A 15393-nucleotide genomic window follows, 5' to 3' on the forward strand; every position below is an offset into this window, starting at 1 on the left:
TACTGCATCTGGTTGGATATAATTTTATCTTAGTCTAGGCTTTAAGAAAATTTTCTTTCAGGAGCGATTAACTGTAGTCTTGTTGAGAATTAGAGAACTCAGATATTACTGGAAAAAAATACTTTCCAAGCAGCCGTAATAATGGCACTTCCCAAAAGGATAATCAATGTCCAGACCTGATTTTTTTGGGTTCCCTCTACCGATATTAGCCGATTGTCAATGCCTTCGATTTTCTCGTCTAACACTTTAATATCTCCTTTGAGATCGGTTAATCCTATTTCTACTTTTGTCAAGCGCTCATCAATCTTATCGATCTTCCCCTCAATCCTTGTGAGGACAGCTTCTAGGGAATAAGTAACAGTTTCGTTAGACATTGGCTAAACTCCTGTACTGCATCTGGTTGGATATAATAATTTTATCTTAGTCTAGGCTTTTTGGCATTCCTTACCCTATAGTTAACTTCACTTCTGTCCAACCACTGAGATAGTGTTAGGTGAAAACTTCGCTACTTTCTTGTCACTGATTAGCGGTTACTGTTCATTCTCTGCGAAAAAACCCTAACCCCTAACACCGATAACCCTAACTGCCAATTTTTTCGGGAACTTCCTAACATCCCATTCATCTTAAAGCCTAGATTCCGCCTGGAAAAAGGAGGAAATCCAGAGGAGTTTCCGGCTTTTTTCCTAGCCCTCTCGGTTTTCTTTTGGTTTGACACTCCCATCGCACTCATGCGAGGGATTCTTCATTCACGGGGAGATGCCTTGCAAAAGCAGTGCCTTTACTTGGTCTTACTCTCCCTCCAGAAGCAGTAGCGGTATGCCCTACCGCCAAAATTCGTAAACCTTCATCCCGAATATTCTTAGCGGCATTGATATCTCTATCGTGGGTTTCTCCACACTTAGGACATTGCCAACTACGAATATCTAAACTCAAACTATCAACAGGATTTAAACAGTTACTACAAGTCTTAGAGCTAGGAAAGAATCTATCTACTTCTATATAGATTTTTCCTTCCCATTCAGCCTTGTATTTTAACATAGTACAGAATTGACCCCAACCAGCATCACTAATTGATTTTGCTAGTTTAGGGTTTTTGACCATGTTTCTGACTGCCAGATTTTCTACCACTATGACTTGGTTTTCGTCAACTAATTTACGACTTAGTTTGTGCAGAAAATCTTCACGACAACGAAGGATTTTAGAGTGAACTTTAGCAACTTTAACTCTAGCTTTATTTCGATTCTTAGAGCCTTTTTGCTTGCGGCTTAGTTTCTTTTGTCTCCTCGCTAATCTTTGTTCGTACTTACGATAGTATTCAGGATTCCCATGTTTAGTCCCGTCTGATGTAATAGCAAAATGGGTTAGTCCAACGTCTATGCCGACAGCTTTTCCTTCTGATGATTTTTGGGGTAAATCCTGACCATCATCATAGAGACAAGATGCGAAATATTCTCCTGATGGATTAACTGAAACCGTAACAGACTTTAAGTCTCCCTCTGGTTGCCGTGAAACTTGGCAATAGACTTCACCAATTTTAGGTAATACCAGAACATCATCTTTTAACTTACAGTGCTGAGGAAATCTAATCGACTGCCTATTTTGCTTTTTCTTGAAGTTAGGATATTTAGCTCTACCTTCAAAGAAATTAAGGAAAGCACTAGAAAGATTTAAAGCAGCTTGTTGTAATACCTGCGATGGTACTTCGCTTAACCACTCATGCTCTTTTTTTAGGGAAGGCAGCAGCTTAATTATTTCGTCTCTGCTTAATCCTTTTCCAGTTTGCTTGTAAGTTTCGGATGTCAAGTTTAGGGCGTAATTGTAAAACCATCTAGCACAGCCAAACGACTTGGCAAGCAAAACTGATTGCTCACTGGTCGGATAGATTCTGTACTTAAACGCTTTTAACATCTTGTTTACCAGACTATATTTACTATGGTAAACTATGCAAGGCTAAATTGTCAAGGATTTAATCGTGCTTTGCGGTTCTATTTTGGTCGGGGTTTCATCCCGTCAGTACGAGGGTCTTCACCCCGACATCTGTGATAAATTGGGTTATGTGTGCAAAGGAGTGAGCGAGTGGTGTTTAGCATCGAACCAAAAATTATCAATCCGCCCAAAAACCGTCATGATTATCAATTGTCGGAAGTAATTCGCTATCGTGCTTGGGTAGAGATCGATCGCTCTGCCCTACAACAAAACGTGCGAAAAGTCAAGGCCTTATTAGCCCCAAAAACGGAATTAATGGCGGTAATTAAAGCCGATGCTTACGGACACGGGGCAGTTAAGGTGGCTAACAGCGTTTTAGAAGCTGGAGCGCAGTCTTTAGCCATCGCGACTATCGGGGAAGGTATCGAACTACGCGAAGCGGGAATCGTTGCCCCAATTATGATTTTAGGGGCAGTGAACACCCCGGAAGAAGTGGCAGCCTTAGCCCATTGGCAATTGCAACCCACCCTGGTGCAAATCGAACAGGTGCAAATTTTTGCCAGCGTGATGAGACGCTTAGAGCAGCGGCTGCCGGTCCATATCAAACTAGATACGGGGATGTCTCGCTTAGGTACACAATGGCACAACGGCACCAAATTCGTCGAACAGGTTTTAGAGGCTCCTAACCTGAAAATTGCCAGTATATACTCCCATTTTGCCACAGCTGACGATCCCAATCCCGAGATCATGCAGTTACAACGGCAAAGATTCCAACAAGCGATCGCCGAGTTAAGATCAAAAGGTTATCATCCCCCCTGTCTGCATTTAGCCAACTCTGCCGCTACCCTAAGCGATCGATCTCTGCACTACGATCGAGTTAGAGTCGGATTAGCTCTCTACGGTCTTTATCCTGCCGATCATCTCACCGATAAAGTCCCTTTGCAACCGGTGCTGCAAGTAAAAGCGCGCATTGCCCAAGTCAAAACCATTGCCTCTGGTTCGGGAGTGAGTTATGGTCATCAGTACATAGCGGCAAAAGACACCCGTATTGCTGTGGTCGGTATCGGTTACGCCGATGGAATTCCCCGCAATCTCTCCAATCGTTTAAAAGTATCCCTGAGAGGACGTTTAGTACCCCAAATCGGCGCGATAACCATGGATCAGTTAATGATTGACGTGAGCGAGATTCCAGAGGTAAAAACAGGGGAAATCGTCACACTTATCGGTAAAGACGGCCCACAGTGCATCACCGCCGACGATTGGGCGCGGGATTTAGGTACGATATCCTGGGAAATTCTCTGCGGTTTTAAGCATCGTTTGCCGCGAATTACTATTAGCAATGGGTGATTATGGCGGTGATCTTAAAAAATGTCAATTGGCGGCAATTCTTACTGTTGACTGGTGAGATGTGTAATTAATTTTGCTTAGGTACTTACCGTTGTTAAGTGCGATCGCTAATTGTCCAGCTAGATAAGGGGATGAATTCGCCGGTGCTTTAGGTTAGAATAAACAGGGTTAATCGACGGCAAATGATTAGTTTTACCCTAGAGGCAGCGATGACTATAAGCAACGATTTACCCTTACCCCCCGGCAGTTTCGGATTACCCCTATTAGGAGAAACAATCGCTTTTTTAACCGATGGGGATTTTGCCAGTAAACGTCATAATAAATATGGTCAACTTTTCCGTACTCATATTTTTGGCAGTCCCACGATTATTTTATCCGGTGCCGAAGCTAACCGGTTTCTCCTCAGCAACGAGAATAAATACTTTGCGGCCACTTGGCCTAAAAGTACCAAAACTCTCCTAGGTAGCGCATCTTTAGCAGTGCATACGGGAGATGTTCACGCTTCCCGTCGTCGTTTAATCTATCAAGCTTTTCAACCCCGGTCCCTAGCAAGTTATATCCCTACGGTAGAAACAATTACCGCTCGCTATTTAGAGCGTTGGCAAAATGCCAAAACCCTGTCATGGTATCCTGAATTAAGAAACTATACTCTCGATATCGCCTGTAAATTATTTGTCGGTCTTGACCAGGGTTCTGCTACCAAATTAGGAGAAGCTTTTGATACTTGGTGTGCGGGACTATTTACCCTTCCCATTCCCCTTCCCTGGACAGCTTTCGGCAAAGCATTACGCTGTCGAGAAGAATTATTGGAAGCCATAGAAACTATCATTTTAGAAAGACAAAAAAATGATGACTTAGGCCAGGATGCTCTGGCTATCCTTTTACAAGCTAAAGACGAAAACGGTCAAAGTTTATCCCTAGCGGAATTAAAGGATCAAGTGCTATTATTACTCTTTGCTGGTCATGAAACTTTAACCTCTGCTATCGCCACTTTCTGCCTACAAATGGCACTGCATCCCGATATTTTTCAGCTTGTCCTTGAGGAAATAACTAATTTTGATCTATCCACTCCTTTAAGCGTTGATACCCTCAAACAGATGACCTATTTAGATCGCGTTTTAAAGGAAGTTTTACGTTTTACTCCCCCCGTGGGAGGAGGATTCCGTCGGGTAATAGAAGACTGTCAATTTAACGGTTATCATTTGCCGAAAGGATGGGTAGTGCAGTATCAAATCAGCAATACCCATAAAGATAATAATATTTATTCCCATCCTGAAACCTTTGATCCCGATCGCTTTTTAGCCGAAGAAAAACCCTACGGATATATCCCCTTTGGTGCGGGATTGCGCGAATGTATCGGCAAGGAATTCGCTCGTTTAGAGATGAAAATTTTAGCCGTCCGTTTAGTACAAAAGTATGATTGGCAATTACTCCCTAATCAAGATCTCACCCTCACCACTATCCCCACTCCCCATCCTCGCGACGGTTTACAAGTCACCTTTAAACCCCGTTAACCAGTTAGGATAAAAAAACTTTAAAAACAGTTTAGCGTTTTTCTCGTAGCCGTGAAATTTATTTCACGGCCTTTATTGTCGGAAATGCTCAGATTTTGAGCAGTCGGTGGAACTGACAGAGGTTAATCGGCAGCGGGTAAAGCTTTCGATAATTCTCCATTTTGCTGATGATTTGGTCTATCAAATTCGAGAACTAGGTAACGAATTAAACGCGCTAGGGATTTTTGTAGCAAACCTTCAGCAATTTTTTGTCCCATCTGTTGGGTTTCCGGTTTAGCGATTAGTTTCGTCATCACTGGCACCATAGCCATGGCATCAAATCCTTTCGTTTCCTGTAAAATACTAAAGATGTTGCGAAGATGCTCAAAACTCTTAGCATCACCCAACAATTCTGGGGGAGTTTCTTGTACCGTTAAACCCACCTGTTGCCGGAAATTAACCGTGAGATTAAACCAAGTGCGACGGCCGAAATTATCGAGGGTATTTACTAACTCATTCACTAATTTTTCGCGGATAAATATACCCCTATCTGACAGAAGAAAATCTAATGCTTGTTCGCTGACTTTCTCGAAGTTAAAATCATTAGAATCTTTAGCATTACGCAAGAGATTTTCTAAACGATTCCAGCGAAAAGTACCGTCTTTAAACAATAAATCCCGCAGGGAATCTCGCAACTCCGTGGAAGGATCGGTCAGCAGACGTTTGGCAATATAAGGATAGGCTTTACTCAGTACCTTAAAATTAGGATCGATGCCAATCGCTATTCCCTCTAAAGTCACCATCGAGCGAATAATCAGGGCATAATAGGCAGGAACTCGAAAGGGAAACTCGTACATCATCGCCGACATTTTATCGGTGATACTTTTAAAGTTTAATTCTGCCACACTCGCCCCCAAAGCATTACCGAAAACTTCGGAAAAAGCGGGAATAATTGGCTCTAAATTGGTAGTTGGTGATAGGAAGTCTAGTTTAACATAATCCTTGGCCAGAGACTCAAAATCCCGGTTGACTAAATGCACCACCGCTTCGATTAAACCGTAGCGTTGATAGGGTTCAATATTGCTCATCATGCCGAAATCAAGATAAGCTAATTTACCATCGGGAGTCGCTAATAAATTACCCGGATGGGGATCCGCATGGAAAAATCCGTGTTCAAGTAATTGACGCAAAGAACACTGCACCCCCACATTAACTAAGTAGGTGGCATCAATACCTTGCGCTTGAATTTCTTTGATATTAGTTAATTTTGTGCCGTCCACCCACTCCATGGTTAAAACCCGTCGCCCGGTATATTTCCAGTAGATTTTGGGGATGTAAATTTCGGCAATGTGACCATAAAGTTGAGCGAATTTTTCGGCGTTTTGTCCTTCGTGCAGATAATTAATTTCTTCAAAAATACGACCAGCTAATTCGTCGGTAATTGCCACTAAATCGGAGCGAAGTCTTTTAACATTAATTTTCGCCCAACTCGCCAAACTACGCATGATATACACATCTAAAGTTATACAGCGAATCAAATCGGGACGCTGTACTTTAACGGCGACTCTCTCTCCGGTTTTTAATTTACCTTTATAAACTTGTCCTAGGGAAGCGGCCGCTATGGGATTGGGGGATAATTCCGCATAAATTTCTTCAGGAGAATAACCTAATTCTTCTTCGATAAAACGATAGGCGATTTCGTTAGGAAAAGAGGGAATTTGATCCTGGAGAGTGGTTAATTCTTCTAAATATAAAGGCGGTACTAAATCAGGACGGGTAGAGAGAGCTTGACCGATTTTAATATAGGTCGGTCCCAATTTGGTCAACATTTCCCGCAATTGTACAGCCCGTCTAATTTCATTTTTCGGCGATTTTCCCCGCAGTTTATCCCACCAGATACCGATGAGAAAAGATAAAACTGGTAGAGTAATTTCGATTAATCTCCCCACAACGTCTAGAGGTCGCCCACGGTAATAGTCGTTAATAACTTGGGGATTGTAGCGCCAACTCTCGGCCACGTTGTCATCCATGGGGCCGATATCTTCCCGATGCTCTTCGGGAATATGGACGGGCTGCACTTCAACAGTAATCGCTTCTTCGGGTTGCGTCTCTGGGGAGATCATCTGTTCGGACATAGTTCGGTGACGGGGCAGGGTGATTTGTAAACTATTGTAACAAGTATCGGCTTTCTGCCCGATCTTGTTTTTGTCTCCCTAGTTCTAGGTTCAGGTTGGCCGTCAACTTTCCCCGGATGGTTATCGGTGTTTTTGACGATTTCGAGGCTGATACTGCCCTGATTATCCTTAATTGTAGGTGTCAAAAAATAGGGCGGTAATTTGGCTGATTTCTAGGACTTTGTTCAACAATTAGAAGGGTAAGTAGTCGTGCAAAATTAATTTCTTGGTTAGGATAGGCACTCATGCAATAGGCAATAGGCAAAAGCTTTAGGCTCTACCGAAACTGTCATGCAAAACTATCAACAACTCATGCTTGTAAAGCTTGTACAATAGGGCTTTGAGTTTTTATTAGATTGATATTTATCAACTTTAGAGCATTGCTGGACAGAGAGGAAGCTTGGGGATATCGAAATGTGTAATTAATTTTGCTTAGGTACTTAATAATGGGAATTAAATGGCAGAGTTTGTTAAAAATGTTTAATGAATGGGGATTAGAAGAATATGGACAAAGATATGATATAAATTGGCTAGACATAGATAGAAAAAGTCTCAAAAACACCCTAAAGAATCCTAACAATGAACAACAAAATTTTATCATGTTTGTCTCATTGTTTAGTCAAGAAAGTGTCACTGACCCTTTACATTGAGCTTTTACATCGAGCTTGTTAAAATGTGTCGAAATGTGTCGAAGTGTGGATTAGTATTACACTTAAAAAGAGTCGAAAACAAAAAAGGGTCTGAAATCGACGAAGGTTAAGCTATAATTGAGGATTGCTCTTTCCAAAATAAAGTTTTTACTGGGGATGCTTGACACTGTCAGAAAAAAACAATCAGCTTAATAGCCAAGAGTAAAAATGATTATGTTATCACCGTCAAAATAATAGTCATGGACGAAAAATATCAAGAAAAATAGAAGTTTTTAAAGTGAGGAAAAATGAAAGACAAGGGTTTGAAAATCTGCGAAGAATTATTAAAGTAGAAAGAAGGGGTAGTCGCGGGGATAAAACTTATGAAGAAACAGCTTACTATATCAGCGGTCACTGAGCCTGTCGAAGTGTAGCCTAACCGAATCCGCTCAAGTATTTGCTAAAATTATTCGAGGATATTGGAAAATAGAAAATCAGTTACATTGGGTAAAAGATGTAATTTTTGAGGAAGATAAAAGCGAGATCAGTGATTTTCAAGCGGCAAGCAATTGGTCAATTCTCACAACTATAGGATTGAATCTTTTCAGAGGTTTGGGTTTTCTCTCAATCACGGAGGGACAGAAGTGGTTAGCTGAACGTTGGGAAAAACTGATAGTTTTATCGACGTAAGAAGCAGAAAAATTAGCTAAATTAACAGGATGTACTCTCAGACAACTTCAAGAGAGATAGGCTTTTAGTGGCTTGAGAACAAGTTTTATCAATTTATTCATAATAAATATTGGCAGAGGATTAAAGATTAGTTATTGTAACTAACTCTTTTGATTAGAAAAAGATAAACTTGAGAATCTTAAGTTAAATTTATTGACTCAAAATCAGCTGTACTTAATTTAAATGAATCAACCCTACCTTAATCCCCCCTTGATAAGGGGGGTGTCTGACAACTTTTAACAACTACCTACTTAACTGCTCGATTAATCCGATAACTTTAGCCTTAATTTCATCGCGAACTCGGCGAAAAGTTTCCATAGGTTGACCATCGGGATCATCAATTAGCCAATCCTCGAAAATTTCCTGTAAAATCCATCCTTCCGGCAGATTGACACCGCAACCACATAGGGAGATAACGGCATCGTAATCTTCAGGATTAAAATCCCTAATTGATTTGGAAGTTTGGTCGGTAATATCGATACCAATTTCCCCCATAACTTCGATTGCTCCGGGGTGAACTTTGGCCGCTTCTAATCCGGAACTGGTGACGGCAATTTTACCCGCACCTAAAGTTTTAGCGAAACCTTCGGCGATTTGGGAACGACAGGAATTTTTTCTACAGGCAAACATGACTTTTTTCATGATTTTAACTCCTAGAAATTGATTTAATTAATAGCTTTATGGGCAATTGTGGCTATTTCTTTGGCGGCTTTTTCTTTCCTTTCACTATAGCGATCAGTCAGATAATCTACCTGATCTCGCAGGAGAATGGTAAACTTATAAAGTTCCTCCATCACATCAATAACTCGATCTCGATAGGGGGAATCTTTCATCGTGCCATCCTCGTGAAACTCTTGATAAGCTTTAGCCACCGAAGACTGATTAGGAATAGTAAACATTCGCATCCAACGACCAAGAATTCGCAGGGTATTAACTGCATTAAAAGATTGGGAACCTCCGCTTACTTGCATAACTGCTAAAGTGCGTCCTTGAGTGGGACGAATCGCACCAATACTTAAGGGAATCCAATCAATTTGGTTTTTGATGATGCCGCTAATATTGCCGTGAAGTTCGGGAGATGACCAGACTTGACCCTCGGACCATTGACTTAATGCTCGTAATTCTTGCACCTTGGCATGAGTATCGGAAACACTGCCATAAATCGGCAATTCACGAGGATCAAAAAAGCGCACTTCTGCCCCATATTCAGTGATAATTCTGGCCGCTTCTTCTGCTAGTAAACGACTGTAGGAACGTGGCCGTAAAGAACCATACAGAAAAAGAATTCTTGGTTTGTGAGTCGATTGGACCATGGTGAATAATTATTTGTAAGGACTCAAGCAACGAGGATCGAGAAGGGTGGCTTTTTCTGGATCTCTGGGAAACCAAAAGGCGGTTTTTTTACAGAATTCTACCAACATTAACATCACAGGTACTTCAATCAATACTCCCACTACTGTCGCTAAAGCAGCCCCCGAATTCAATCCGAATAACATCACCGCAGTGGCGATCGCGACCTCAAAATGATTACTAGCACCAATTAAAGCAGCGGGAGCCGCATCTTCGTAAACTAAATTGAGTTTGAGAGCGGCCACATAACTAAGTAAAAAAATCAGATTAGTTTGAATAAAGAGGGGAATAGCAATCAGGAAAATATGCAGGGGATTACTAACGATTAAATCGCCTTTGAAAGCAAAGAGGAGGATTAAGGTTAACAATAAGGCAGTGATTGCCACAGGACTGAGATAGTGAAGAAAACGCGATTCAAACCATGCCCGTCCTTTATGTTTAAAAATCCAGTGACGGCTATAGATACCGGCAATAAGCGGTAAACCAACGTAGATTAACACAGAAAAAACAATGGTCTGCCAGGGGACTACAAAATTATTAGCTGCCAGTAACCATTTACCTAGAGGAGCGTAGAGAAAAAGCATCGCTAGGGAATTGACTGCTACCATAATTAGGGTATGACCCTGGTTACTGTAGGAAAGATAGCCCCACATCAAAACCATGGCCGTACAGGGAGCAATTCCTAGTAAAATAGCTCCAGCAGTGTAGGAACTAGCTAAACTTACCGTCTGTCCTCGGATAATCTCCGTTTGACTCAACCAAGGCAGAAACAGCCAGCCGAGAAAAAATTGAGCCAGCGCCACCATGGTAAAGGGTTTGATCAGCCAATTAACCACTAAAGTTAAAATAACTGGTTTGGGAGTACGGGCAGCCCGAAGAGCTTGAGAAAAGTCGATCTTAACCATGATCGGATACATCATGAAGAAAAGACAGATGGCGATCGGAATAGAAACGTTATAGATACTCATGGCATCTAAAGTCCGCGCTACGTCCGGAAATGACCGACCGAGGGCAATTCCCGCCAAAATACAGAAAATAACCCAAAGGGTAAGGTATTTTTCAAAAATACTAAGGCTACCGCCAGCTTTGGCGGCTTTAGGATTGATTTGATTAGTCATCGCACAAAGGTGGAAAGAGAATAATGGGAGATTGGGTAATCCACCTTTATTATTTCAAAAAAAGTTGATATGTCAAGGGTAAAAGCTAGTTATAAAGCTTTAATATTTCTAAAAATCTTGATTGGTTACTGATTTTCCTCGCAGAAACGAGCGGTGACAAGGGAACTAAAACGACGATATTCGGATAGATATTCTTCTAGGAGAAGAAATTGAGATAGATTTAGGCTGTAGTAGATCCAACGACCCTCTTGACGACTGCGGACTAAATTAGCTTCTTTTAGCGTTTTTAGGTGAAAAGATAATTTAGATTGGGCGATATCGAGATGGTCGCGCAATTCACAGACGCATAATTCCTGATGTCGCAACAGTTGCAAAATTTGCAGCCGTAGGGGATCCGAGAGTGCCTGAAAACCAGTGTAAATTTGGGTTAACGAGTCGGGAGATGTGGTCAGAGAGTTGAACATTGAGATGGTCCCTCGGTGGGAAGGAAATAGGAAAGCGGGAAAATTCAGAATTGCAACAAAACTTTATGTATTTTTGTATCGAATCAGGAAAACCAGCGAATCATCCCCTGTATGATAGACAATGGTTTTGACCAGAGACAATGGTTTTGACCAGATTAGCCTTTTAAATCATTGTAAACAGGTTAGGAGACATCATGGAATTATTTGCGGCTCTCAATTTAGAACCCATTTTTCAACTCACCTTCGTGGCGCTAATCATGTTAGCTGGCCCCTTTGTCATTTTCCTACTAGCTTTTCGTGGTGGCGACCTATAAAAATCGCCTCCCACCCATTGTTATTCGTGCTTTTTTTGACTTCTCTCCTCTTTAGGGAGAGATTTTTTGTCTAAAAGTCAGGAGTCAGTTATCAGTCATCAGTTATCAGATGTGAGTTTTCAGTTATCATACTGAATCTGGTTATTAAAAACTGATTATTTATTCCCCCTCTTGCATGAGTGCCTCTCCTTATATGTAGCCTATACTGTATAAATCAGTGTTATGTTGGTAGCCAGGATGTGGGAAAAAGGCAAAGAAACGGTACAGACAATGAAGTTTATTCACTGGAAAAAGCAGCAGTTATTGATGATTTTTGTCCTAGCGCTGGCAATTTCAGTCGCGTGGGGGACAATTTTGCCTGTTTCTACTAAAAAGCTTCCTGCACCTAATCCCTGTAACCAACTTAGGGGAGATATTCAAAATCGGGCAAAAAAAGATGCAGAAGCTGACCGTTTGAACTTTTTTAATACTGATAAAAAGAAAAAGACAATTGGTGATATTTTAAATTTGTATAAAGAGGTAAATTCTCAAGCTTCTTGTTTTCCACAGGATGAATTATGGGATATCTATGAACAACAATATGATACTAATAAATATCCTGCCTGGATACCTGTGATTGTTATTCTTGTTTTGGGTGGTATTTTGTGGAATGTTATTAGTGATACCTTAAAAAAATGGCTCAATCAGTCTTTAGAAGCGATTAGTAAATGGATTTATAAAACCTTCGCTGGAACACCCTTATTTGAAAATATTGCTCTTAAAAAGTATCGACAAGCATTAATTGATAAATATCAAAAACTTAATATACCTTTTCGTCCTCATCGTCCCCTAAAAATGCGGGAGATTTATGTTTCTTTAAAAGCTTTTAAAGCGAGCGATCGCTCTTTGATTGAAGCAGAAAATGCGGTGCAAAAATACCGCCGCTTAGTGGTTAAAGGTGCGCCTGGTTCGGGAAAGTCGATGTTATTAAAATATCTAGCACTTTCCTATTCAGAAGGACGATTCAAAAATTTATCCGATCGTCCCGTGCCAATTTTACTAGAATTGAACCGCCTCAATGAGGCTAATTTGACAGTAGAAAAGTTAGAACAACATTTAGTAGCAGCTTGCGATCGCCATAATTTTCCCAAAGCTAATCGTTTCATCTCTCAAGGTTTAAAAGACGGACGTTTGCTGCTGCTTTTAGATGGGTTAGATGAGGTTAGTAGTGGCGTTCGCTCTTCTGTTGTTCGGTGTCTTAAGGACTTTTTAGAATTAGAAAATTATAAAAAATGTCGAGTAATTATTACCTGTCGGACGGCTGTTTATCATAATGAGTTTGTCGATAATACCGAGGAAACTTTAGAGATTGACGAATTTAGTGACCAACAAATGCGCCGCTTTTTGCAAGCTTGGAAGTCGGAAATGCCGCCAGAGAAATCAGTAGAACAATTGATTCAAAACTTGCGAGCTAAACCGAAAATTATGGCACTGGCGCGGAATCCCCTACTGTTAACAATCATCGCTTATCTTTATACTGATACTCCCTTCGTTTTACCTCATTCGCGAGCCGAATTTTACACTAAAGCTACTGATGTTTTATTAGAATTGCGCGATCAACAAAGAAATATCCCTAATCAATATAGTGGTGTCAACAAGCGGCGAGTTCTGCAACATTTAGCACTCTATGCTCAGAATAGCACTAATCGACAACAGCAAGATCGCCGCAGTCTTCTTGATTCTGAAGTATGGGAACAAGTTAAACAAGTCTTACCTTCATTAAATCTAGAGCCTAAAGAGGCTAATTCTATCGTTGATGAAATCGTCAAACGCAGTGGATTATTGCTTCGCATTGATGGCGGACAGCGTTATTATTTTCCCCATCTCACTCTACAAGAATATTTCGTAGCAGCAGCTTTAACAGACAAACAAGCTGAATTAATTCAAAAATGGAAAAATGCTCCTAGCGACTGGCTAGAAATTGTCAAGTTATGGTGTGGATTGGCAAACAATAGTACGGATTTAATTACGGCGGTATATCAACAAGATACACTGACAGCATTTGAATGTCTAGCAGATGCTCAAGAAGTAACACCAGAAGTTGCTCAGGAGATTATAGATTATTTTAAAACACAATTGAGAACCGATGAATCAATTTGTAGTGCTTTTGGCTCAGTAGCGGCTGATTTTCGTCCTAGAGGGAAAGCATTATTTAATTTTTTAGTTGATAGTTTAGATAATTCAGACAGCCAAAAAGCAGCGGCTCAAGCCTTATCCGCCACTAATTTGCCTCAAGCAGTAGAAAAATTAGTTATTTACTATGATCCCAATCAACCCCATTTTATAGAAGTGCGAGAAGCGTTGATCAGAATGGGAGGTTTAGCAGTTAATCAACTAGAATCTTTAGCTCGAAAAGGCTCTATAGAAGCAATGGATGATCTAGTTAAAATTGCCATACCAGAAGCGGCTGAGGCACTTGAAAGATTGCAGGAAGATCCGAACTTAAGCGGAAAAGTAAGTTTTCGACTTGCAGCACTGTTGAAGGAGTTAGAAGATAGTCAAGCTGAACGCAATCGCACTCTATCATGAAGGAAAACTAATGCTATTCAGATTCATTCGCCGACTAAAAAATCGAGCCGTTAAACAAAAGCGCCAGCCACAAGAGGTAATCGAAACGGACTTAAATTGGATTTGGCAACCTTTTGAAAATTCAAGCAATTTTCAGTTCTCTGCTACTGTCAAGAAAGTTGCTGCTGCAATTATTGAAAGCTCTGCTGATGATATTCCCACAATCACTCTTGAAGTCGATCCTCGGTTAGTCATTCCTTTATGTGCGATTCAGTTACAAGATGAAATTAATCTGACTCAATTAAGTTATTTAAAAAATGAATTAGAATCAGTTTCAATTAAAAATTTAGCTGCTAAAATAGAGTTTGTTGATCGAGTGTTAAGTAAAATCACTCCAAAGCAGCGTTGGTTATATTTATTTAATAGTCTGACACCTGAATTAAAATTTGCCTTACTGTTTCGCTTAATCAACTACCGCCTACCCACAAGAAACGACTGGCGCAATCTTTTTGAAAAGATAGAATATGAGTTTAAAAAAGGCCGAGAATATCTAATTGTTATAACTGTTGTCTTCTTGCTCTCTCTTGGATCTGTAATTGAAATATTTGCTATTATGCTCAATCAGCAAAAAAGTTGGGTCAATGGCTTGATGGCAATCACAATTGCTGTTGTGCTGTCTTTTTTGATAGTTTTATGGCGAGAAATTATAATCGAAAAAGATAAATCAGAGCCAACTTTATTGATGCAATTGGGCTTACTGGGACCCTGGACGTTTTGCCGAGAATGGTATCGACTACTCAGAAAAAACCTAGTTTGGGAAGGGGTGACAGCTTTGTATGAGGCTGTGGTTGGGGCTATGGTTGTGGCTGGGAGTTTGGCTGTGGGTGTGGGTGGGGCGGCTGAGGCTGCGGCTTGGGCTTGGGCTGGGGCTGGGGCTGTGGCTGTGGCTTGGGCTGTGGCTTGGGCTGTGGCTTGGGCTGGGACTGTGGCTGCGGCTGTGGCTTGGGCTGGGGTTGTGGTTGGGGCTGTGGTTGCGGCTTGGGCTGCGGCTGTGGCTGTGGCTGCGGCTGGTACTGTGGCTGTGGTTGCGGCTTGGGCTGCGGCTGTGGCTGCGGCTGTGGCTGGAGCAGCGGCTATTGGCTTTGGTTTGGAAATTTGGTATCTGGCTAAAGAAGAAACAGATTTATACTTTGCACGGTTATAACTTGCATTTTTTACTCAAAGACAATAATATAGTTCAAGAGTCATAATTAGAAGCAAAGCACTCATTAAAAACATGATTAACCTAGAATTCACGGAAGA

General features: G+C 41.1%; 12 protein-coding genes and 1 pseudogene. 6 read left to right on the forward strand and 7 right to left on the reverse strand.

The annotated features are described in order from the left end of the window. Nucleotides 1-98 precede the first annotated feature (98 nt). The gene (locus EWV60_RS17035; protein ID WP_084990060.1) at nucleotides 99-374 is read right to left on the reverse strand and encodes a polyhydroxyalkanoate biosynthesis repressor PhaR; all 276 of its coding nucleotides are present in this window, start codon (nucleotides 372-374) and stop codon (nucleotides 99-101) included. A 352-nt stretch (nucleotides 375-726) separates the two neighbouring features. Further along, on the reverse strand, nucleotides 727-1908 hold the full coding sequence (tnpB, locus tag EWV60_RS17040; RefSeq protein ID WP_149107582.1) for an IS200/IS605 family element RNA-guided endonuclease TnpB: 1182 nt from the start codon (nucleotides 1906-1908) through the stop codon (nucleotides 727-729). A 168-nt stretch (nucleotides 1909-2076) separates the two neighbouring features. Between tnpB and alr the strand changes: the two genes are divergently transcribed. Both alr and EWV60_RS17050 read left to right on the forward strand, forming a co-directional pair. Further along, nucleotides 2077-3273: an alanine racemase gene (gene alr, locus EWV60_RS17045; protein WP_287233609.1), complete on the forward strand. Its 1197-nt coding sequence runs from the start codon at nucleotides 2077-2079 to the stop codon at nucleotides 3271-3273. 209 nt (nucleotides 3274-3482) lie between these two features. Next, entirely contained in the window at nucleotides 3483-4787 is a 1305-nt protein-coding gene (locus EWV60_RS17050; protein ID WP_287233599.1) for a cytochrome P450, read from the forward strand. 122 nt (nucleotides 4788-4909) lie between these two features. Here the strand turns inward: EWV60_RS17050 and EWV60_RS17055 are convergent, their stop codons facing one another. Then, entirely contained in the window at nucleotides 4910-6901 is a 1992-nt protein-coding gene (locus EWV60_RS17055) for an ABC1 kinase family protein (protein ID WP_002750390.1), read from the reverse strand. Nucleotides 6902-7371: 470 nt separating this feature from the next. On the opposite strand from EWV60_RS17055, the pseudogene EWV60_RS17060 reads away from it, so the two are divergent. Further along, nucleotides 7372-8259 (forward strand): annotated as a pseudogene (locus EWV60_RS17060) (ISAs1 family transposase); the annotation flags it as partial. A gap of 282 nt (nucleotides 8260-8541) precedes the next feature. On the opposite strand, the gene arsC reads toward EWV60_RS17060, so the two are convergent. The 4 genes from arsC to EWV60_RS17080 form a co-directional block, all read right to left on the reverse strand. Beyond that, complete coding sequence (gene arsC, locus EWV60_RS17065; RefSeq protein ID WP_002750385.1) at nucleotides 8542-8940, reverse strand: arsenate reductase, glutathione/glutaredoxin type; 399 nt, start codon at nucleotides 8938-8940, stop codon at nucleotides 8542-8544. Between the two features lie 23 nt (nucleotides 8941-8963). Then, nucleotides 8964-9611, reverse strand: coding sequence for an arsenical resistance protein ArsH (gene arsH / locus EWV60_RS17070; protein ID WP_287233603.1), 648 nt, complete (start codon nucleotides 9609-9611; stop codon nucleotides 8964-8966). A 9-nt stretch (nucleotides 9612-9620) separates the two neighbouring features. Beyond that, the gene (gene arsB / locus EWV60_RS17075; protein ID WP_103112036.1) at nucleotides 9621-10766 is read right to left on the reverse strand and encodes an ACR3 family arsenite efflux transporter; all 1146 of its coding nucleotides are present in this window, start codon (nucleotides 10764-10766) and stop codon (nucleotides 9621-9623) included. Between the two features lie 125 nt (nucleotides 10767-10891). After that, the gene (locus EWV60_RS17080) at nucleotides 10892-11230 is read right to left on the reverse strand and encodes an ArsR/SmtB family transcription factor (protein ID WP_016514455.1); all 339 of its coding nucleotides are present in this window, start codon (nucleotides 11228-11230) and stop codon (nucleotides 10892-10894) included. A 194-nt stretch (nucleotides 11231-11424) separates the two neighbouring features. On the opposite strand from EWV60_RS17080, the gene psb30 reads away from it, so the two are divergent. The 3 genes from psb30 to EWV60_RS17095 all read left to right on the forward strand — a co-directional run bounded on the left by psb30 (nucleotide 11425) and on the right by EWV60_RS17095 (nucleotide 15295). Further along, entirely contained in the window at nucleotides 11425-11544 is a 120-nt protein-coding gene (gene psb30, locus EWV60_RS17085) for a photosystem II reaction center protein Ycf12/Psb30 (RefSeq protein WP_002736367.1), read from the forward strand. A gap of 237 nt (nucleotides 11545-11781) precedes the next feature. Further along, nucleotides 11782-14112, forward strand: a complete 2331-nt coding sequence (locus tag EWV60_RS17090) for an NACHT domain-containing protein (protein ID WP_353734403.1) — start codon at nucleotides 11782-11784, stop codon at nucleotides 14110-14112. A gap of 10 nt (nucleotides 14113-14122) precedes the next feature. After that, a complete protein-coding gene (locus EWV60_RS17095) occupies nucleotides 14123-15295 on the forward strand; it encodes a hypothetical protein (RefSeq protein WP_287233608.1) in 1173 nt (390 codons plus the stop codon). Nucleotides 15296-15393 lie beyond the last annotated feature (98 nt).

The organism is Microcystis sp. Msp_OC_L_20101000_S702 (assembly GCF_007095705.1).
Lineage (GTDB): Bacteria > Cyanobacteriota > Cyanobacteriia > Cyanobacteriales > Microcystaceae > Microcystis > Microcystis ichthyoblabe_A.